Here is a 17,732-nt window from a genome sequence, read left to right on the forward strand (position 1 = left end):
AACATGGCTGCAAAGAAGGCGACAAAGAAGGCTGCGAAGAAAACCAAGAAGAAGTAAGTCTAGAGTTACCGCAAGAAGTCTCGTTGCGGCAGGTTCGGTCGGGAACCTGCCGCAATTTTGTTGGGGCGGAAAAAACGAGCGGGGCGCCTTTGGGCGCCCCGCTTGCGTTTGCACGGCTCAAACCATGGGTCGTCGGCGCAGCAAACCGAATGCCAGCAGCAGCAACAACCCGCCAGCCGGCATCGCGCCGCCGAAGCGCCCGGCGTCCGGCGCGCGTCCGCCGGTCGAACCGCCGCCGTCCGTCGCCTTGGCGAAGTCATAGACCTGGACGCCACGGCCGAAGGTTGCGGCGAACAGCTTGCGGTCGTCGCCGGGCTTGAGCACGAGCTGGTTGACCGGCACCGACGGCAGATCGCCGAGCGGCGCCCAGGCGCTGCCCTGCAGGTCCGACGAGATGAACACGCCGATGTCCGTGCCGACGATGAGCTGCTCGCCACGCTTGACGATCGCGGTCGTGATCACGTCGGGCAGGTCGCCGCTGATATCGACGAAGGTTTCGCCGGCATCCGTGGACTTGAACACGCGGCCGCTGCCGCGGTTGGGGTTGCTGTCGAGATACTGGCCGTCCGGCAGCCAGCGCGCCGTCGAGTAGCCGCCGAGCACGACATAGACGGTGCGCGGATCGGTCGGATCGGCTTCGATGTCGTAGATGTAGCGGTTGGGCAGGCCATTGGCCGAGGCGACGTGCCAGCCATCCGAGGTGCCCTTCTTCGGCGGCTTGCTGCCGCCGACGTTGGTCGCCAGTCGGTTCTGGAACTGCGCGCCGCTCGCGGTGATGTTGCACGGCGCGCAGGCGCCGACATACACGGCGTCGCCCTCGACTTCCAGCGCGCCGCGCGACTGGAAGGTACCGCCGGTGGCCTCGTTGGTGCCCAGATCGAACACCGTGGTCCAGTTCGCGCCGGTCGAGGCATCGAGCGTCTCGGCGACCTTGGTGCCGGCGGCGACCAGATGATTGGCATCGCGCGGGTCCATGCGGAACGGGCTGAGGAAGTGCGCGCTGCCGACGTCGAAATCGTCGATGTAGTCGTTGGACTTGCCGCCGTCGGTGGTGCGCACCAGCGCCAGCCCCGGCGTCTGGTAGTAGGCGATGTCGGAATTGTCCGGATCGACCGCGGTCCACATGCCGTCGCCGACGTAGATGCGCAGCTGGCGGCGCGTGTCGGGCTCGATCTTGCCGGAGGCGTTGTCCTGCAGGCCGTAGTAGACCGTGCCGTCCCTGGCGACGCTGATGCCGTAGTTCATCAGCGTGTAGAAGCCGCGGTTGGCGCCGCTGCCCCACTTGGTGTTGTCGAGATCGTCGGACAGCGTGTTCGCGGAGTACTGCTTGTACACGCCGCCGTCGTTGCCGGCGAACAGCCAGACGCCGCCGCGCTGCTCGTCAGGGATGAAGATGCCGTCGTGCTGGTCCGGATGCGTGGTCGTGATGTTGGTGACCAGGCCGTCGCGGAACGGGCAGACCGGCGGACCGTTCGGCACCGGCAGGCCGAGCAGCCCGGCCAGATCGATGTTGCCGAGCAGGAACAGACAGGTGTTGCCGGCGAAGTAGGTACCGATCACCTTGAAATCGTTGGGCGTCTGTTCGAGCCCGGTCACCGGCGCATTGACGCGGTTCTTCCAGATCTCCTCCATGCCGAAGGCCACGCGCGTCGGCGCGCCGAGCAGCGGATCGGCCGCGGTCGGATCGGGCTTGATCCACAGGTCGTACCAGGCCTGCACGCCCGGACCGATGCCCAGCGCGACGACCGCGGCGAGCGAGGAACCGGTGGTGATGCCGGCGTAGGTCAGTTCGACGTCGTCGGCGAGACGGATCCAGGTGTCGCCGAAGTCCGGCGAGACGTACACGCCGTTGATCGAGGTCGGGCTGAAACCCTGTGTCGCCAGCTCGCAGACGAACTGCGGATCGCCCTCGGGCAGCACCTCGCAGTCGAGCGGCAGCGACGGCAGGCCGTCGTCGGTCGGCAGATCCAGCACCGGCACGCCGCCGTTGAGCAGCACCGCATCCTGCACGATCGCATAGACGTAGTTGTGGTCCTGCGCCGGGCCGATGGCGTGGCCCAGCTCGATGCGGCCGATGCGCGCCTGCGGCGCGAAGCCGACCGGCACGAGGCCGCCGGACGCCGACTGGATCTGCCCGGTGGCGGTACCGACACGCGCGAACGTGCCCGGCTTGCCGGTGTCCGAGCGGTACAGACCGTTGCCCGGTGACTGCGGCCGGCCATCCGCGTACGGCAGCGCGCCGGAGCGGAAACCGACCGCCGCGAGCACCGGGCAGCCCTCGGCCGAGCACTGCTGGTCGGTCACGCCGCCCGGCTCCTTGACGACCACGTCGGTGACGAAATTGGCCAGCTGGCACGGCCCCAGCCCGGTCACGCCGGCGCATTCCGCGGACACCGGCAGCGCCACGTTCCGGTAGGAAGCGCCGGCATCCTCGGAGCGGAACAGGCCCATGCCGGTCGCGGCATAGACGATGTCCGGATTGCTCGGATCGACCGCCAGGCGCGAGGCGTTGGTGCCGTCCGGCACGCCGCTGGCGTGATGCCAGGTCTGGCCGAGATCGTCCGACCAGTAGGCGCCCAGGCCGACATAGGTGTTGCCGCCCTGCACGTGCTCGCCGGTCAGGGCCAGCACGCGCCCGCCGCGCGCCGGCGTCCACGCCACCGCGCTGGTGACCAGCGTCGGCAGACGATCGCCGATCGACACCCACTGGTCGCCGAGGGTGCCGACATCGCCGCCGACGGCCTGGGACATCCAGATACCGCCGTTGCCGATCGCGACGAACAGGCGCTGGGCCACCGGGTCGTAGGCGAAGTTGTCGGCGCGGCCCGCGACCTCCGGAATGCCGTCGTTGGCGCCGTCCGGATAGGCCGGGTCCGAGACCTGCGGACCGCTGCCGTACTCGGCCCACTGGCCGACCGCATTGGCGACCTTGGCCTGATTGAGCTTGAGTGCCGCCTTCTGCTCCACCGCCTGGCGCAGCGCGCCCGGCGGCGGCAGACCGCGCATGCCGGCGATGTCGCGCGCCTCGATCTGCTTCTCGGCGAAGGACGCCGGCAGCTTGCGCCAGGCGCAGATGCGCTCGCCGAACTGGCGGCGGATCTCGCCCTGCTGGCTGCGCGCAAAACCTGGATTCATCTTCGCCGCCACCGCCACCGGGTCGGCCTGCTCGTAACCCGCGGGACAGTCCGCCGCACCCAGCCACTGCAGGGCCGCCCCGCGCCACTGCGGCGCCATCCCCGCAGCCAACCCCAGTCCGAGAGCAGCCACGGCCGCCACGCCCCACACCCGCGCCTTGCGCAATGCCATTCCAGATGTCCTGTTGATTTGCGGACCGCACCCTCCGTGGGCGGACCCGCACCATGACGAACTGCGCGGCACGATTCCTGTGCCGCGCATGCCGCTGCGCGCGGCAAGATCAATCCCGCGCATAGTGTGCCCGCGGCAGCCACCGCGCACTGTCGGACGTTTCCGACACGCCCACCGGGTGGAATCCCCCGCCAGCGACCCGCCGCGCGCACCGCCCGGGTGTGCGGCAGCGGCGCAGGCTGCTAGATTCGCGCGGAGGACAGCTACGGATCAGCCGAGGCGGATATGACCCAGCGGACAGCACTGGTCGTCGATGACTCCCGCTCTGCGCGCTTCGCGCTGCGCAAGCATCTGGAGAGCCACGCGTTCAAGGTCGAAACCGCGGAAAGCGCATCGGCCGCCTACCAGTGGCTGACGACGCAGACGCCGGACATGATCTTTCTCGATCATGTGATGCCGGGCGAGGACGGCTTCGCGGCGCTGCGCCATCTCAAGGCCGATCCGCACACGGCCGCGATCCCGGTGATCATCTGCTCGTCCAATGAAGGCAGCGCCTTCGTCGCCGAGGCGCGCGGCCAGGGCGCCGCCGACGTGCTGCAGAAGCCGCCGACGCCCGAACAGCTGCAGCGCGTGCTCGACCAGATCGAATCGGCGATCGCAATCGCGCATCCGCCCGAACCGGCGACCGCGCCGGTCGCGCCTGCCGCCACCCCGGCAACGGCGCCAGGGAAAGCGGAAGTGGAGCTGCGTGCGACGCCGGCCGCCACCGAGAGTCTGCGCGTACAGCTCGACCGCCTGGCCGAAGACAGCGTCCAGGCCGCCGAAGCACTCGACGCCCGCATCACCGCGATGGAATCGCGCATGGCCGCGATCGAACGGCGGCTCAGCACCGAGCTGGCCAAGCTGCGCAAACAGCAGGACGGTCTGCTGCAACAGCAGTCCGAACAGCTCGACGCCCTGCGCCGGCAGTTCGAACACGAACTGCGCACGGCGCACGAGCAGTTCGCCGCGGAGCTGGCGCGGGCGATCCGCGAGACGCGCGCGCAGGCGGTCGAGGAAGTCCGCGAAGCGCTGATCCGCGCGCTCAGGTCCTGAGCGCGGCCAGCAGCAGCAGCGCCCAGCCGGCGAGGAACAGCACGCCGCCCAGCGGCGTGATCGCCCCGAGCACGCGCACGCCGCTCAGGCTCAGCGCATAGAGACTGCCGGAGAACAGCAGCACGCCGCCGGCGAAGCAGGCGCCGGCCGGCTGCAGGAGGCCCGCGCTGCCGTGCTGGCGCAGCAGCAGGCCGACGGCGAGCAGCGCCAGCGCGTGCACCAGCTGGTATTCGACGGCGGTCTTCCACACCGCCAGCAGGTCCGCGGGCAGACGCGCGCGCAGCGCGTGCGCGCCGAACGCCCCCAGGGCCACGCCGATCAGGCCGTAGGCCGCGCCGATGACCAGGAAGACCTTGCCCACGTCAGTGCGCGCCGACGGCGCGGAACGCGATGCCCGCGCGCTGCAGGCGCTCGATCAGCGCATTGCCCATCGCGTAGGCCGGCGTGATCACACCGGCGGTCTTCGGCAGCTTGTCGAAGGCCAGGCACAGCGCCGATTCAGCCAGCATCTTCGACGTCTCGCCGTAGCCCGGATCGCCGCCGCTGACTTCACAACGGACGCGCTTGCCGCCACCTTCGCCGAGGAAGGTCACGCGGAACCAGCCCTTCGCGCGCGTCGTCGCGCTGGGTCCGTCCCCCGGCTGGCGCAGCGCCAGCAGGCGCTCGCGCGTCGGCTTGAACTGGCTGCCGACGAGCAGCGCACCGGCGCCGGCCACGAGCTGCAGCGCGGTCGTCAGCTTCTTGACCTGCAGGAAATGGCCGTAGCGGAAATCCGGTCCGTAACGGTCCATCGCCGCGGCGCTGCGCCGCACGATCTGCGGGTCGATGGTCGGCATCGGCAGCGTCCAGGTGCCCAGCTCCGGAAGGTGGCGGATGCCGTGGTGGATCGCGCCGATGTTGCGGTCGAGCGGCCGGCCTTCCTCGCGGCGGCGCGCCTGCGCGACGCGCAGATACTCCGGCAGACGCGAGAACGCGGTGACCGCCGAGTGCAGCGTGCCGCCGGACAGTTCGCCGCCGGCGCGCACGAAACCCTCGACGCGAATCGGCACGCCTTCCGGGAGCTGCTGCACGGTGAACCAGCAGCCGAGATCGTGCGGGATGCTGTCGAAGCCGCAGCAATGGACGATGCGCGCGCCCGACTCGCGCGCGCGGTCGTGATACTTGAGCCACATGCGATCGACGAATTCGGGCTCGCCGGTCAGATCGACGTAGTCCGTTCCCGCCTCGGCGCAGGCGCGCACCAGCGGCTCGCCGTAGCGCGCATAGGGACCGACGGTGGAGATGACCACGCGCGCCGCCGTTGCGAGCCTGCGCAGCGAACCGGCATCGCCGCTGTCGGCCTGCAGCAGCGGCAGCGCGCGGCAGGCCGGAACCTGGTCGGTCAGGCGCGCGCGCACCAGCCGGAGCTTCTCCAAACTACGGCCGGCCAGCGCCCAGCGCAGGCGCTCGCCGCCGTGCCGGGCGAGATACTCGGCGGTCAACTGGCCGGTGAAACCGGTCGCACCAAACAGGACGATGTCGAACTCGCGGGCTTTGGCCATGGGCATCCGGGCGCTGGCTGCGGGGAGCCGATCATACCCGTGTCCCTCTCAACCCTGGGTGGCCGCGAAAGACCTGCGCAGCGCTTCGACGCGCTTGCGGTTGACGTCGAAGTCGTAGTAGCCGAGCCGGCTCGACGAGCGCACGTGCACGACCGGCTCGGTGGCCGCGAAGCGCAGCTCCAGATCGTCCACGTAACGCATGATCGGACTCGTGAACGTGGCGTGCACATAGTCGCCGCTGGCGGTTTCGATACGTGCGCCCGGCATCCCGGCGAGGACGCGCAGCAGTGCCGCCTGTGCCGCCTCGCGGCTGCCTGCATAGCGCAGAGGTTCGATCGCATAGCGCGTGCCCGGCTGCTGCGAGCTGACGCAGTGCGCCTTCTCGCAGGGCGCGAAGACCTCGCCCTGTGGCCGCAGGTTGGATGCGCCCATCCCGCAGGCGGTGAGCAGGACACACGCCGTTCCGAGTACCAGCGGTTTCACGGTCATGAAACACTCTCCGAATCCGACGGCCGGCGCCGCGACGGGCCCGAGCGGCCGCGACGCGACGCCCGCATTGACCTTTCGTTAACGATCGCACAGGCAAGGTATGCAGCATAGCCAAACTCCCGGAGTCTTCATGCGCAGAGGTTTCCTGGCCGCCTTCGTCGGCCTGCTGCTGATGCCGGCGCTGGCGCTGGCCGCGCCGCCCGGCGGCAAGGACACGCCGCAGGCGCTCAAGCAGTTCGCGGGCAAGGTCGTTTACGTGGATTTCTGGGCGTCGTGGTGCGCACCGTGCGCCGAGTCCTTCCCCTGGCTCAACACGCTGCAGGACAAGTACGGCAGCCGTCTGGTGGTCGTCGGCGTCAATGTCGATGAGAACCAGAAGGACGCGGACCGCTTCCTGCAGCGCCACCCGGCGCGCTTCGCGATCCTGCGCGATCCCAAGGGGGAACTCGCCGCGCACTACGACATCCCCGGCATGCCCACCTCGCTGATCCTCGACGAAAACGGTGCGCTCGTGCACCTGCACTCCGGCTTCCGCAACGGCGACATCGCCGAATACGAGGCCGCGATCACGCGCGCGCTGTCCGGCGCCGCCCGGGCCGGAGCCACGCCATGAAGCGGCAGACCCTCCTGATCACCGTCGTCGCGCTCGCGCTGTCGGCGTGCAGCAGCATCGGCGCCAAACCCTGGCAGCGCAGCGCACTGGCGCGTCCCGACATGCAGGTGGATGCCGACCCGGTCCTGGCCGGACTCGACGACCACATCTATTTCAGCAAGGAAGCCTCGAGCGGCGGCCGCGGCTTCGGCGGCGGAGGCTGCGGATGCAACTGAAGAACAGGCGGCAATCGCTGACCGCAGCGACGCTGACACTGCTCGGCACGGCGGCGGCGGGCGGCGCGCAGGCCGATGGACGCAGCTGGGACATCGACAGTGCGGTGCTGGTCTATTCGGAGAGCGGCGGCCGCGTGCAGGCCATCGAGCCGGTCGTCAAGGGCACCCTCGACCTGGGCGGCGAGCGCTACTTCTCCGCCAAGCTGGTGTTCGACTCGCTGACCGGCGCGTCGCCCAATGGCGCGACGCCGGCATCGACGCCGCAGACCTTCACCGGCGCATCCGGCGGCGGCCGTGCCAGCGTCACGCCCGCGTTCGAGACACCGCTGGACGACCGTTTCAAGGACACCCGTGTGCAGGGCGTTCTGGACTACAGCTTCCCGGTCAGCGCGAACGGCACGCTGGGCTTCGGCGGCACGGTGTCGAGCGAGTACGACTTCCTGTCCGCCGGCGCCAACCTGCGTTACGCGCACGACCTGTTCCAGAACAACACCACGCTCAGCGTCGGCCTCAGCGTCGAGGCCGACCAGATCGATCCGGTCGGCGGCGCCCCCGAGCCACTGACGCGCGTCGCCACCGGCGGCGGCGGTGGCGGTGACGACGAGGGCGAGGGCGAAGGCGAGAACGAGGGCGGCGGGGGTCGCACCCAGAGCAAGACCGTCACCGATCTGGTGCTCGGCCTGACCCAGGTGCTGGGCCCGCGCAGCCTGCTGCAGCTCAACTATTCGCTGTCGGCATCGAGCGGCTACCAGAACGACCCGTACAAGCTGCTCTCCGTGGTCGGCAGCGACGGCGAGCCGGACTACTACGTCTGGGAGTCGCGGCCCGACAGCCGCCTGAAGCATGCCCTGTTCGCGCGCTACAAGCTGTTCTCGTTCAATCGCGACGTGGTCGATGCGTCCTACCGTTACATGACCGACGACTGGGGCATCGCGTCGAGCACCATCGACCTGACCTATCGCTGGAACTTCGCCGCGCACCACTACCTCGAACCGCACCTGCGCTGGTACACCCAGACCGCCGCCGACTTCTACCGCGTCGCGCTCTACGACGGCGAGGACCAGACCGTCGCGCACGCCAGCGCCGATCCGCGTCTGGGCGCCTTCGACGCATGGACCGCCGGCGTCAAGCTCGGCGGCACACTGAACAGCGGCAGCGACTGGAGCGCACGCCTGGAGTGGTACCAGCAGCAGTCGAAGCTGACCGGCGTGCCGGCGCAGGCCGCGGACGGCCTGTCGAAGTTCGACCTGCAGCCCGATCTGAGCGCGGTGATGTTCACGGTGGGGTACCGCTTCAAGTGGTGACCCGTCGGACGTGAAGGGCCGCGATGTCGGCGTTGCCCACCTGCACGGACGCTGCCACGCCGGACGTTTCCGCGCGATGGCTTCGCCCTGTGAGGTGCTGATCGATGGCGCCAGCTCGGCACAGACCGCCGAGTTGGCGCATCTGGCCGCGGCCGAGGTCTGGCGCATCGAGGCGCACTGGAGCCGTTATCGCAAGAACAACATCGTCCACCGCATCAACACCGCCGGCGGCAAGCCGGTCAAGGTGGACGAGGAAACGGCGCGCTTCCTCGACTACGCGCAGCATCTGTACCAGTTCAGCGACGGCCTGTTCGACGTCACCAGCGGCGTGCTGCGCCGCATCTGGACATTCGACGGCTCCGACCGCGTGCCCGACGCACGCCAGATCGATGCCATCCTGCCGCTGGTCGGCTGGCAGAAGGTGGACTGGCAGTCGCCATGGCTGCGCATGCCGGCCGGCATGGAGATCGACTTCGGCGGCATCGGCAAGGAGTACGCGGTGGACCGCGCGCTCGGGCTGCTCAGGGCGCAGACACCGCTGCCGGTGCTGGTCAACTGCGGCGGCGACCTGGCCGCGAGCGGCCCGCATCTGGACGGCTCCGACTGGCAGGTCGGCGTCGAGATCCCGGGCCGTGCGGATACCCCGCTGATGACGCTACGCGCCGGCGGTCTGGCGTCGAGCGGCGACGCGCATCGCTACCTGCTCAAGGACGGCGTACGCTATCCACACGTGCTCGATCCACGCAGCGGACGCGCCGTCACCGGCGGGCCGCACACGGTGACGGTGCGCGCATCGAGCTGCACCGAAGCCGGCGTGCTGTCCACGCTGGCCCTGCTGCACGGCCCACAGGCCGAGGACTATCTGCGATCCTGTGGCGCCGACGCCGCCGTCTGGTGGTGAACCCCACGGACGGCACGCGGTCTATCGCCCCATCCCATTCGCGATCCTGCATGAAACGCATCCTGTTGCTGGCCCTGGCCGCGCTGACCAACGCTCTGGCGGCATCCCTCGCCCACGCCGAGCCGGTGCGCACGCCGGAGGTCGAGGCCGAGCTGATCGCCGAACACACGAGTCTCAGGACCGGCGACAACTGGGTCGCGCTGCGCCTGCGCCCGGAACCCGGCTGGCACGTCTATTGGCGCAACCCCGGCGACTCCGGCATCCCGACCAGGCTCGACTGGCGCCTGCCGCCCGGCGTCAGCGCCGGCGAGATCCAGTGGCCCTACCCGCACACCGAGACGCTCGGCGAGCTGACCAATTACGGCTACGCCGAGGAAACCCTGCATCTGGTGCAGATCGGCGTCGGCACTGATGCCGGCTCCGGCCCGCTGACGCTCGCGGCCACCGCGAGCTGGCTCGCGTGCAAGGACATCTGCATCCCCGGCAAGGCCGAGCTGAGCCTGCGCCTGCCGGTCAGCGCGAACCCGGCGCCGGACCCCGACTGGGCGCCCAGCTTCGCCACCGCGCGCCGCGCCCTGCCGGTACCGGCGCGCGACTGGCCGGCGCAGTTCGCGGTCACCGGCGACAGCATCTCGCTGCGTATCGAAAATCCGCTCCTGGACGGCGCGACGCGCGTCGCGTTCTTTCCGTATCTCAACGATCTGGTCAACCACGCCGCGCCGCAGCGGCTCGCCGCCGAAGGTCCGCGCCTGCGCCTGAGCCAGACGCAGAGCCCGTACTTCGTCGATGCGCCGGCGTCGGTCGAGGGCGTCGTCGTGATCGAGCACGACGGCCGGACGCAGGCCTTCGAGATCGAGGCACGGCCGGGCGACGTGGAGGCCGTCGGCGGCGACGCCGGCGTCCGTGCCGCGCCGCTGCTGCACGACACCGGCGCGGCGTCCGCCGGCACACCCGGCCTGCTGCTGGTGCTGGCCTTCGCGATCCTCGGCGGCCTGATCCTCAACCTGATGCCCTGCGTGTTCCCGGTGCTGTCGCTCAAGGCGATGGCGCTGGTCAAGCACAACGGCGGCGACGGCGGCGAGCGCCGCCGCCAGGTCTATGCCTACAGCGTCGGCGTGATCGCGTCCTGCGTGGCCATCGCCATCGCGCTGCTCGGGCTGCGCAGCGCCGGCGCAGCGGTCGGCTGGGGCTTCCAGCTGCAGTCGCCGGCCTTCGTCGGCCTGATGGCCTACGTGATCTTCGCACTGGGCCTGTCGATGTCCGGCGTGGCGCAGTTCGGCCTCGGCCTGATGAATCTCGGCGGCGGGCTGGCACAGAAGCCCGGCCTGTCCGGCTCGTTCTTCACCGGCGTGCTCGCGGTGGTGGTGGCCAGTCCCTGCACCGCGCCGTTCATGGGCACGGCGATGGGCTATGCGATGACGCAGCCCGCCGCCATCTCGCTGCTGGTGTTCGCGACGCTGGGCCTGGGCCTGGCGCTGCCCTTCCTGCTGATCGGCTGGTTCCCGGCGCTGGCGCGGCTGCTGCCCAGGCCCGGCGCGTGGATGGAGACCTTCAAGCAGGCGATGGCCTTCCCGCTGTACCTGACCGTGGTCTGGCTGCTGTGGGTGCTGGCACGGCAGACCGATCCGCAGACCACCGGCCGCGTGATGATGGGCCTGGTGCTGATCGCGTTCGCGCTGTGGCTGTGGCATCGCAGCGGCCCGTTCGCCGCGGTGCTCAAGCTGTCCGCGCTCGCCGGCGCGGTCGCGCTGGTGTACGTCGCGCCGGTCGCCAGCATCGGCCAGAGCGCCGCCCGCTACGAGGAAGCGGAACCGTGGTCGGCCGAGCGCGTCGCCGAACTGCGCGCTGACGGCCGCACGGTGTTCGTCGATTTCACCGCCGACTGGTGCCTGAGCTGCAAGGTCAACGAACGCGTCGCCCTGCACTCCGAGCGTGTGCAGCGCGCCTTCGCCGACCGGCGCGTCGCCTATCTCGTCGGCGACTGGACCCGCTCCGATCCGGCGATCACGGCCGAACTCGCCCGCTTCGGCCGCAACGGCGTGCCGCTGTACCTGGTCTATCTCCGCGGCGGCGAACCCCGGGTGCTGCCGCAGCTGCTGACGCCCGAGATCGTCCTCGAAGCGATCGAATGAGCGCTGCGCAAGGGCGCGTCAGGGTGTCTTGAGGTCGTCGAACGGCGCGGAGCAGCTGCCGCAGGCCGCCACCACGATCTGCCCGCAGGCACAGGTCCACCATGATCCGGTCTGACAGCAGACGCAGCATTGCCCGTCCATCGTCGCCGGCAGCAGCGGCAGCCCGCCGTCCACGCCGGACGGGCCCACCGGGCAGTTCTGCGCGCCCGCCGTGGTATCGACCACCGGCAGACCGGCGGCGCGGGCCGCCTCGACGGCGCGCTGGACGCGCGCCCTGGCCTGACTCAGGCGCTGCTCCAGTTCGGCGGCGGACACGCGCGAAAGCGCCACGGACAGGCGCGCGGAAGCGATGGTGTAGGCACCCGACGAGATCGTGAGCGGCACCACCAGGGGCTGCACGAATCCGGTTCCGGACACGGCGAGCTCGGCCGCCGTCGGCGATGCCCCGGGCACGAGCTTGAAGCGATAAGTCTCCACCGGATCGCGAACGGAGAGGCTGCCGCTGCCGCCCGTCGCCGGCACGACGATATCGGACTGCGTGCCGGTGACGAGTTCGGTGACGCTCAGCTGCCAATAGTCGGCTGCGGATTGCGCGGGCGCAGCGAGCGGTACGAATGCCGCGGAAACGATGCACAGCAGGGTACGAAATCGCTTCATGTCTCCACCCTCCGGATTGGTCTTGTGCGCGTGGCCTTGCACCACGCGGCGCCAATGTAGGATACCTCCTACATGTGGTCAACGGTCCGTTCGCGCGCTGCGCCGGCTCATGCGCGCTGCACCTGCGTCCGCCTTCGCACCCGCGAGACCGGCGCCAGCAGCAGATAGGCCGCCAGCCCCGCCGCGAGCGAAGTCAGGTAGGGATAGTCCGCCGCGCCGACATGGGCGGCGCCGACGTAGACGACCAGTCCCGCGGTCATCGCGGCGTAGGCGGCCGCCGCGCCGCCGATGCGTGGCCCCCACAGCGCGAACAGCAGGATCACGAGCAGGCCCGACGAACCGAAGCTGGACGCCTCGACGACCAGTTCATAGACATTGTCGCTGGCCAGCGCCAGACCATAGGCGATGACGCCGAAGGACACGACGGCGATGCGGTTGGTGCGCAGGCGTGCGGCTTCCGACAGCTGCGGGCGCAGCGGCAGCACGAGGTTGTGCGCGGCCAGCGAACCGGCGACGAGCAGCGCCGAATCGACGGTGGACAGGATCGCCGACACCAGCGCGCCGACGAACAGGGCATAGACCACGGTCGGCAGCTGCGTCTGCGCCAGGTGCATCAGCACCTGCTCCTGCTCGTCGAGCGCGCCGACGTACTGCACGGCGATCAGCCCGAGCATCACCGGCATCAGGCCGACCGCGAGGTACAGCAAGCCCGCGCCGGTCGTCGCCCGGCGCGCCAGCTGCGGGTCGCGGATCGCCAGCACGCGCGCAACCAGTTCCTGCGCGACGATTGAGCCGCAGACCGGCACCGCGAAAGTCTCCAGCGTCTTCAGCCACGGCACGGCGGGGTCGAGTACGTGCAGCTGCGCCGCCGGCAGTGCCGCGAGGTGCGCGAGGCCGCCGTCGGCGAACAGCACCAGCGCGAACACGACGACGATGCCGGCGATCAGCACGATGCCCTGCACGAGGTCGGTCATCGCGTCCGCCCACATGCCGCCGCTGGCGGTGTAGATGATGACGACGGCCGCGGCACAGGTGATGGCGACGGTGACGCCCAGCTCGGACGAAGCCGCCAGCACCTGGCCGAAGGCGCGGATCTGCGCGGCAGCCCACATCAGCGAGGTCGGTATCATGATGATCGCGGCATAGCGCTCGACGCCGGCGCCGTAGCGCTGGCGGAACAGGTCGGCGAGCGTGACGATGCCGCGTTTCCACAGCGGAATCGCGAACACCAGGCCCATCAGCACGATGCCCAGCGCGTAGCCGAACGGATCGGTCTGCACCGCGGCGACCCCTCCGGCGTAGGCCTCGCCGGCCGCGCCGATGCAGGTCTCGGCGCCGAACCAGGTGGCGAATACCGTGAACGTCGCCATCCACGGCCCGAGCGAGCGCCCGGCCAGCAGGTAGTCCTTCTCGTCGTGCACGCGCTTCGACGCCCACGCAGCGAAGACCAGCTGCAGGACGATGTAGCCGAGGACGAAGATCAGGACGAGATTCACGGCGGCGCAGGATAGCAGCCGCGGCGCACGCTATTGCTTGTCTGGGGGCTCCACGCCAAGGGTGGACCCGGCTTGCGCCGGTCGCGCGCTCGCCTCGCCGATGCGCGCGACCGCCGCGGTGACCATCTCCTGCAGTGCGCCTTCCAGCGGCGTGTTGCCGAACGCGCGCAGGATGCCGGGGACCTTGATCAGATCGTGGCCGACGGCGAAGAAGCCGGTGAAATCGACGCCGTAGCGCCAGTTGCGGCCTTCGACCGAAGTGGCGTTGACCACGCGCGCGGTGCGTGCGTCGATCACGCGCAGGTCCATCGCGATGTAGCCGCGCGCGGCGCGCACGTTGAGGATGCCGAAGCCGTTGTCGCGTCCGAGCGGCACCGGGATCGGCAGCGCGCCGCCGTCGGCGCCCGGATCGATCGCCGTGATCGCACCGACGACGATCAGGTCAGCCCCTTCGAGTGTCGCGCTCGGCAGCGCCGCGGTCTCGCCGGTCCGGGCCTCGAACACCTGCTCGGCCAGCACGTCCTCCAGCGCCGCGCGCTCGAGCACGATGAAGCGGTCGGTGACGAACAGCTCTGTCGTCAGCAGGTCGCGCAGGCCGGACAGGAGCGCCTGCGGAGTCAGCACGGCCTCCGCCGGCAGGCGCCGGTTGGCGATCTCGACGGCCTTGGCGAGCGAATCCTTCCGGCCCGTGCGATCGACGATCGCGGCGACGGTGATGCGCGGCCGGGCCTGCGCATCCAGGCTGCGTGCCGCCTCGATGCCGGCGCCGCCCCCGCGGCTGACCTGCGCGGTGGGCGCGCAGGCCGCCAGCAGTGCCGCTGCCAGCAGCAGCGCTGTGCGCATCCGCGTTCCGGCAGCCGAACGGCGCACACTCACATCTTGGTCGCGGCGATGTGCTGGACGGCGGTCTCGATGCAGTTGCGGATCGCCTGCTCCATCGGCGTGTTGCGGTAGGCACCGAGTCCGATCGGCAGATCGCTCAGCGCGTAGGTGAAGCCGACGCCGGTGTTGCGCGAGGTGCCCTCGACGGTGGTCGCGTTGACGACGCGGCCGGTACGCACGTCGATGATGCGCAGGTTGATCGCCATGCAGGCCTGGCGCGTCGATGCCAGCAGCACCGAGCCGCCGGCGCAGTCCGGTTCGAACTGCACCACGGTACCGCGGATCAGCAGTTCGGCGCCTTCGAGCTGTCCCGTCGGGGCGGTGGTGGAGACGTCGAAGCGTCCGGTCGCGGCCAGATCCTGCTCGGCCTTCACGTCCTCGATGCGTGCGCGCTCGAGCACGATGAAGCGGTTGGAGTTGAACAGCGCCGCGGTGAGCATGTCGGCCATGCCCTCGCCGACCTTGCGCTCGCCGCGGAACTCGAAGGCGGATACCGCGATGCGCGGCTTGGGCCCGTCCACCGGCTCCTGCTGTGCGCTGCGGATGCCGGGCCCGCTGCTGGACACGACGGTGGCGGTGGGCTGCGCGGCGCAGGCGCCGAGCAGGGTGGCGGCGAACAGCAACAGGGATTTGCGCAGCATGGCAGTCTCCGCGGACGAGATAGGCTAAGTTAGCGCGAAACCGCGCGCTCCAGCTGTGCGACAACTCTCAACCCTGCCGAGTTTCATTGCATGATCCGACTGGCGATACACGGTGGCGCCGGCGACCTCGCCGCCGAAAGCACCGACACGCGCGAGTACCGCGCCGCACTGCGCCGCATCGCCCTCGAAGGCCGCGCGATGCTGCAGGCCGGCGCCGGCAGCCTCGACGTCGTCGAGCGTATGGTCGTGCTGCTGGAAGAATGCCCGCTGTTCAACGCCGGCGTCGGCGCCGTGCTCAACCGCGACGGCCAGCCGGAACTCGACGCCGCGATCATGTCCGGCAACGACCGGCGCTGCGGCGCGGTCACCGGCGTGATGCGCGCGAAGAACCCGGTACGGCTGGCGCGTGCCGTGATGGAACGCTCGCCGCACGTGATGTTCATGGGCGCCGGCGCCGATGCGCTCAACCGCGAGCTGGGGCTGCCCGAGGTCACGCCCGATTACTTCATCACCGAGGAACGCTTCCACCAGCTCAAGGAGGCGCGCGCGCGCGGCGTGATCGTGCTCGACCACGCTGCAGCCTTCGATCCCGGCGCGGCCGCGGGCAAGGCCTTCGTCCCCGGCGACGACAGCGCCGGCGGCGGCTTCGGCACGGTCGGCGCGGTGGCGCGCGACGCGCTGGGCCATCTCGCCGCGGCGACCAGCACCGGCGGCCTGACCAACAAGCATCCGGGGCGCATCGGCGACACGCCGATCATCGGCGCCGGCACCTTCGCCGACGACCGCAGCGCGGCCGTGTCCTGCACCGGCACCGGCGAGTGCTTCATCCGTGCGCAGTTCGGCCACGAGGTGCATGCGCGCATGAGCTACTGCGGCTGGAGCCTGGAACGCGCCTGCGCCGAGGGGCTCGAAGAGGTGCGCCGCCTCGGCGGACGCGGCGGCTGCATCGCCGTCGATCACGAAGGCCACATCGCCGTGCCGTTCAACTCCACGGCGATGTACCGCGCGTGGATGGGCGCGGACGGCAACGTGCACGTCGCCGTGGGCCCCGACGATGCGGACTGAGTGGCGCACCGCCGCGCTGCTCGCGGCGCTGTGGCCCGCGCTGGCCGACGCAAGCAAGCTGGACCTGCGCATCGAAGCCGAGGGCCGCTGGTTCTATCACACCGACGTCGCCGCATGGTCGCCCTCGGCGGCGGCCACGGCCGGGTTGTTCCATGAATGGCACGACGGCCGCGAGCGCATCGTCGGAGAAGTGTTCGGCCGCGTCGATGCGCAGGACGACGAGCGCAGCCACGCCGACATCCGCGAGCTGTACTACGCGCAGATCGGCGAGGACGTCGAGTTCCGCGCCGGATGGCGCCATGTCTACTGGGGGGTGACCGAGTCACGGCATCTGGTGGACATCATCAACCAGTCGGATTTCGTCGAGGATCTCGATAACGAGACCAAGCTCGGCCAGCCGATGCTCAACGTCGCCTTCATCCGGGGAGACGCCGGCACCATCGAGCTGTTCCTGATGCCGCTGCAGCGCGAACGTACGTTCCCGGGCGCGCGCGGCCATCCGCAGCTGCCCTATCCGGTCGAGCCGGACGAGGCGCGCTATGCGTCGAAGCGCAGCCGCCACCATCTCGACGCGGCGCTGCGCTACCAGGCCAGCTTCGGCGCGCTGGATCTGGGCCTGTCGTACTTCGACGGCACCGCGCGCGATCCGGACATCCTGCCCTGCCTGCGCCGCGGCAGCGGTTATGCCGGTACCGCGACGCAGGCCAACTGCGACCTGCTGTCCGCGATCCAGGTGCCGCAGTCACCGCTGCCCGATGCGCTGACCGGACTGCTGCAGCAGCTCGGTCTGCTGCCGAGCGACGACGCGGTGCGCGAGCAGATCATCGCCGACGTGCAGCGCAATCTGGTGCTGGTGCCGTACTACGACCGCCTGCGCCAGTTCGGCGTCGATCTGCAGTACCTCAGCGGCGGCTGGGCGTGGAAGCTCGAAGCCGTGCACCGCGAGGCCGGCAAGGGCAGCAGCAATGCCGTCGTCGGCGGCTTCGAGTACAGCCTGTCCAGTTTCTTCGACACCGGCTGGGACGTCGGCCTGCTCGCCGAGCTGCTGTACGAGGACCGCGACGGCCTGCTCGACACGCGCTACGACCACGACGGCTTCGTCGGCCTGCGGCTGCAGCTCAACGACATCGCCAGCACCATGCTGCTCGGTGGCCTGCTGTTCGACCGCAGCGGCCAGGATCGCGTGTTCCAGCTCGAAGGCAATCGCCGCCTCGGCGAGGACTGGCGGATCAACCTCAAGTGGCGCGATTTTTCGGCAGTGCCGCGCGATCAGCTGTCCAGCTTCCTCGCCGACGAGGACATGCTCAGCCTGAGCCTGGAGCGCTTCTTCTGACG

At 70.0% G+C, this 17,732-nt stretch carries 16 protein-coding genes; 8 read left to right on the top strand and 8 right to left on the bottom strand.

Annotation, left to right across the window (positions count from 1 at the left end; translation table 11 throughout):
- Window positions 1–177: 177 nt before the first annotated feature.
- Complete coding sequence (locus tag AAG565_RS03570) at window positions 178–3,366, bottom strand: hypothetical protein (protein ID WP_348818180.1); 3,189 nt, start codon at window positions 3,364–3,366, stop codon at window positions 178–180.
- Between the two features lie 285 nt (window positions 3,367–3,651).
- Here AAG565_RS03570 and AAG565_RS03575 point away from each other — a divergent pair, with 285 nt between their 5' ends.
- Complete coding sequence (locus tag AAG565_RS03575; protein ID WP_348818181.1) at window positions 3,652–4,461, top strand: response regulator; 810 nt, start codon at window positions 3,652–3,654, stop codon at window positions 4,459–4,461.
- On the opposite strand, the gene AAG565_RS03580 is transcribed toward AAG565_RS03575, so the two are convergent.
- The 3 genes from AAG565_RS03580 to AAG565_RS03590 are packed head-to-tail and all read right to left on the bottom strand — an operon-like array spanning window position 4,451 to window position 6,491.
- Window positions 4,451–4,822: a DUF423 domain-containing protein gene (locus AAG565_RS03580; RefSeq protein WP_348818182.1), complete on the bottom strand. Its 372-nt coding sequence runs from the start codon at window positions 4,820–4,822 to the stop codon at window positions 4,451–4,453. The two genes, AAG565_RS03575 and AAG565_RS03580, sit on opposite strands and share 11 nt — an antisense overlap.
- Before the next feature lies 1 nt (window position 4,823).
- Window positions 4,824–6,002, bottom strand: coding sequence for a saccharopine dehydrogenase NADP-binding domain-containing protein (locus AAG565_RS03585; protein ID WP_348818183.1), 1,179 nt, complete (start codon window positions 6,000–6,002; stop codon window positions 4,824–4,826).
- Window positions 6,003–6,050: 48 nt separating this feature from the next.
- Window positions 6,051–6,491 (bottom strand): DUF1499 domain-containing protein, encoded by a 441-nt coding sequence (locus AAG565_RS03590; protein ID WP_348818184.1) that lies wholly within the window; start codon window positions 6,489–6,491, stop codon window positions 6,051–6,053.
- Between the two features lie 130 nt (window positions 6,492–6,621).
- On the opposite strand from AAG565_RS03590, the gene AAG565_RS03595 reads away from it, so the two are divergent.
- The 5 genes from AAG565_RS03595 (at window position 6,622) to AAG565_RS03615 (ending at window position 11,656) form a co-directional block, all read left to right on the top strand.
- Entirely contained in the window at window positions 6,622–7,104 is a 483-nt protein-coding gene (locus tag AAG565_RS03595; RefSeq protein WP_348818185.1) for a TlpA disulfide reductase family protein, read from the top strand.
- Window positions 7,101–7,319 carry a DUF4266 domain-containing protein gene (locus AAG565_RS03600; protein ID WP_348818186.1) on the top strand — a complete coding sequence of 73 codons (219 nt, stop codon included), beginning with the start codon at window positions 7,101–7,103 and terminating at the stop codon, window positions 7,317–7,319. The genes AAG565_RS03595 and AAG565_RS03600 overlap by 4 nt, the downstream gene beginning before the upstream one ends.
- On the top strand, window positions 7,310–8,623 hold the full coding sequence (locus tag AAG565_RS03605) for a DUF3570 domain-containing protein (protein ID WP_348818187.1): 1,314 nt from the start codon (window positions 7,310–7,312) through the stop codon (window positions 8,621–8,623). Before AAG565_RS03600 ends, AAG565_RS03605 begins: the two co-directional genes overlap by 10 nt.
- Before the next feature lie 76 nt (window positions 8,624–8,699).
- Window positions 8,700–9,524: an FAD:protein FMN transferase gene (locus AAG565_RS03610; RefSeq protein WP_348818188.1), complete on the top strand. Its 825-nt coding sequence runs from the start codon at window positions 8,700–8,702 to the stop codon at window positions 9,522–9,524.
- A 50-nt stretch (window positions 9,525–9,574) separates the two neighbouring features.
- A complete protein-coding gene (locus AAG565_RS03615) occupies window positions 9,575–11,656 on the top strand; it encodes a thioredoxin family protein (protein WP_348818189.1) in 2,082 nt (693 codons plus the stop codon).
- 18 nt (window positions 11,657–11,674) lie between these two features.
- Here AAG565_RS03615 and AAG565_RS03620 read toward each other — a convergent pair whose 3' ends face one another.
- From AAG565_RS03620 to AAG565_RS03635, 4 genes are all read right to left on the bottom strand, one after another.
- Window positions 11,675–12,313, bottom strand: coding sequence for a hypothetical protein (locus AAG565_RS03620; RefSeq protein ID WP_348818190.1), 639 nt, complete (start codon window positions 12,311–12,313; stop codon window positions 11,675–11,677).
- Window positions 12,314–12,420: 107 nt separating this feature from the next.
- Window positions 12,421–13,809, bottom strand: a complete 1,389-nt coding sequence (locus AAG565_RS03625; RefSeq protein WP_348818191.1) for a sodium:solute symporter family protein — start codon at window positions 13,807–13,809, stop codon at window positions 12,421–12,423.
- Window positions 13,810–13,839: 30 nt separating this feature from the next.
- Window positions 13,840–14,652 carry a CsgG/HfaB family protein gene (locus AAG565_RS03630; RefSeq protein WP_348818192.1) on the bottom strand — a complete coding sequence of 271 codons (813 nt, stop codon included), beginning with the start codon at window positions 14,650–14,652 and terminating at the stop codon, window positions 13,840–13,842.
- A 29-nt stretch (window positions 14,653–14,681) separates the two neighbouring features.
- Window positions 14,682–15,332 (bottom strand): CsgG/HfaB family protein, encoded by a 651-nt coding sequence (locus AAG565_RS03635; RefSeq protein WP_348818193.1) that lies wholly within the window; start codon window positions 15,330–15,332, stop codon window positions 14,682–14,684.
- A 90-nt stretch (window positions 15,333–15,422) separates the two neighbouring features.
- On the opposite strand from AAG565_RS03635, the gene AAG565_RS03640 reads away from it, so the two are divergent.
- Together AAG565_RS03640 and AAG565_RS03645 are read left to right on the top strand one after the other, a co-directional pair.
- Window positions 15,423–16,397: an isoaspartyl peptidase/L-asparaginase gene (locus AAG565_RS03640; RefSeq protein WP_348818194.1), complete on the top strand. Its 975-nt coding sequence runs from the start codon at window positions 15,423–15,425 to the stop codon at window positions 16,395–16,397.
- The gene (locus AAG565_RS03645; RefSeq protein ID WP_348818195.1) at window positions 16,387–17,730 is read left to right on the top strand and encodes a hypothetical protein; all 1,344 of its coding nucleotides are present in this window, start codon (window positions 16,387–16,389) and stop codon (window positions 17,728–17,730) included. Before AAG565_RS03640 ends, AAG565_RS03645 begins: the two co-directional genes overlap by 11 nt.
- The last annotated feature ends 2 nt before the right edge of the window (window positions 17,731–17,732 follow it).

This window comes from Fontimonas sp. SYSU GA230001, assembly GCF_040066175.1.
GTDB lineage: Bacteria > Pseudomonadota > Gammaproteobacteria > Nevskiales > Nevskiaceae > Solimonas.

What these genes read in the sequence shown, in the direction of transcription:
- AAG565_RS03570 (WP_348818180.1), bottom strand. Translation starts at nt 3,366, where the DNA reads ATGGCATTGCGCAAGGCGCGGGTGTGGGGCGTGGCGGCCGTGGCTGCT.
- AAG565_RS03575 (WP_348818181.1), top strand. Translation starts at nt 3,652, where the DNA reads ATGACCCAGCGGACAGCACTGGTCGTCGATGACTCCCGCTCTGCGCGC.
- AAG565_RS03585 (WP_348818183.1), bottom strand. Translation starts at nt 6,002, where the DNA reads ATGGCCAAAGCCCGCGAGTTCGACATCGTCCTGTTTGGTGCGACCGGT.
- AAG565_RS03590 (WP_348818184.1), bottom strand. Translation starts at nt 6,491, where the DNA reads ATGACCGTGAAACCGCTGGTACTCGGAACGGCGTGTGTCCTGCTCACC.
- AAG565_RS03595 (WP_348818185.1), top strand. Translation starts at nt 6,622, where the DNA reads ATGCGCAGAGGTTTCCTGGCCGCCTTCGTCGGCCTGCTGCTGATGCCG.
- AAG565_RS03600 (WP_348818186.1), top strand. Translation starts at nt 7,101, where the DNA reads ATGAAGCGGCAGACCCTCCTGATCACCGTCGTCGCGCTCGCGCTGTCG.
- AAG565_RS03605 (WP_348818187.1), top strand. Translation starts at nt 7,310, where the DNA reads ATGCAACTGAAGAACAGGCGGCAATCGCTGACCGCAGCGACGCTGACA.
- AAG565_RS03610 (WP_348818188.1), top strand. Translation starts at nt 8,700, where the DNA reads ATGGCTTCGCCCTGTGAGGTGCTGATCGATGGCGCCAGCTCGGCACAG.
- AAG565_RS03615 (WP_348818189.1), top strand. Translation starts at nt 9,575, where the DNA reads ATGAAACGCATCCTGTTGCTGGCCCTGGCCGCGCTGACCAACGCTCTG.
- AAG565_RS03620 (WP_348818190.1), bottom strand. Translation starts at nt 12,313, where the DNA reads ATGAAGCGATTTCGTACCCTGCTGTGCATCGTTTCCGCGGCATTCGTA.
- AAG565_RS03630 (WP_348818192.1), bottom strand. Translation starts at nt 14,652, where the DNA reads ATGCGCACAGCGCTGCTGCTGGCAGCGGCACTGCTGGCGGCCTGCGCG.
- AAG565_RS03635 (WP_348818193.1), bottom strand. Translation starts at nt 15,332, where the DNA reads ATGCTGCGCAAATCCCTGTTGCTGTTCGCCGCCACCCTGCTCGGCGCC.
- AAG565_RS03640 (WP_348818194.1), top strand. Translation starts at nt 15,423, where the DNA reads ATGATCCGACTGGCGATACACGGTGGCGCCGGCGACCTCGCCGCCGAA.
- AAG565_RS03645 (WP_348818195.1), top strand. Translation starts at nt 16,387, where the DNA reads ATGCGGACTGAGTGGCGCACCGCCGCGCTGCTCGCGGCGCTGTGGCCC.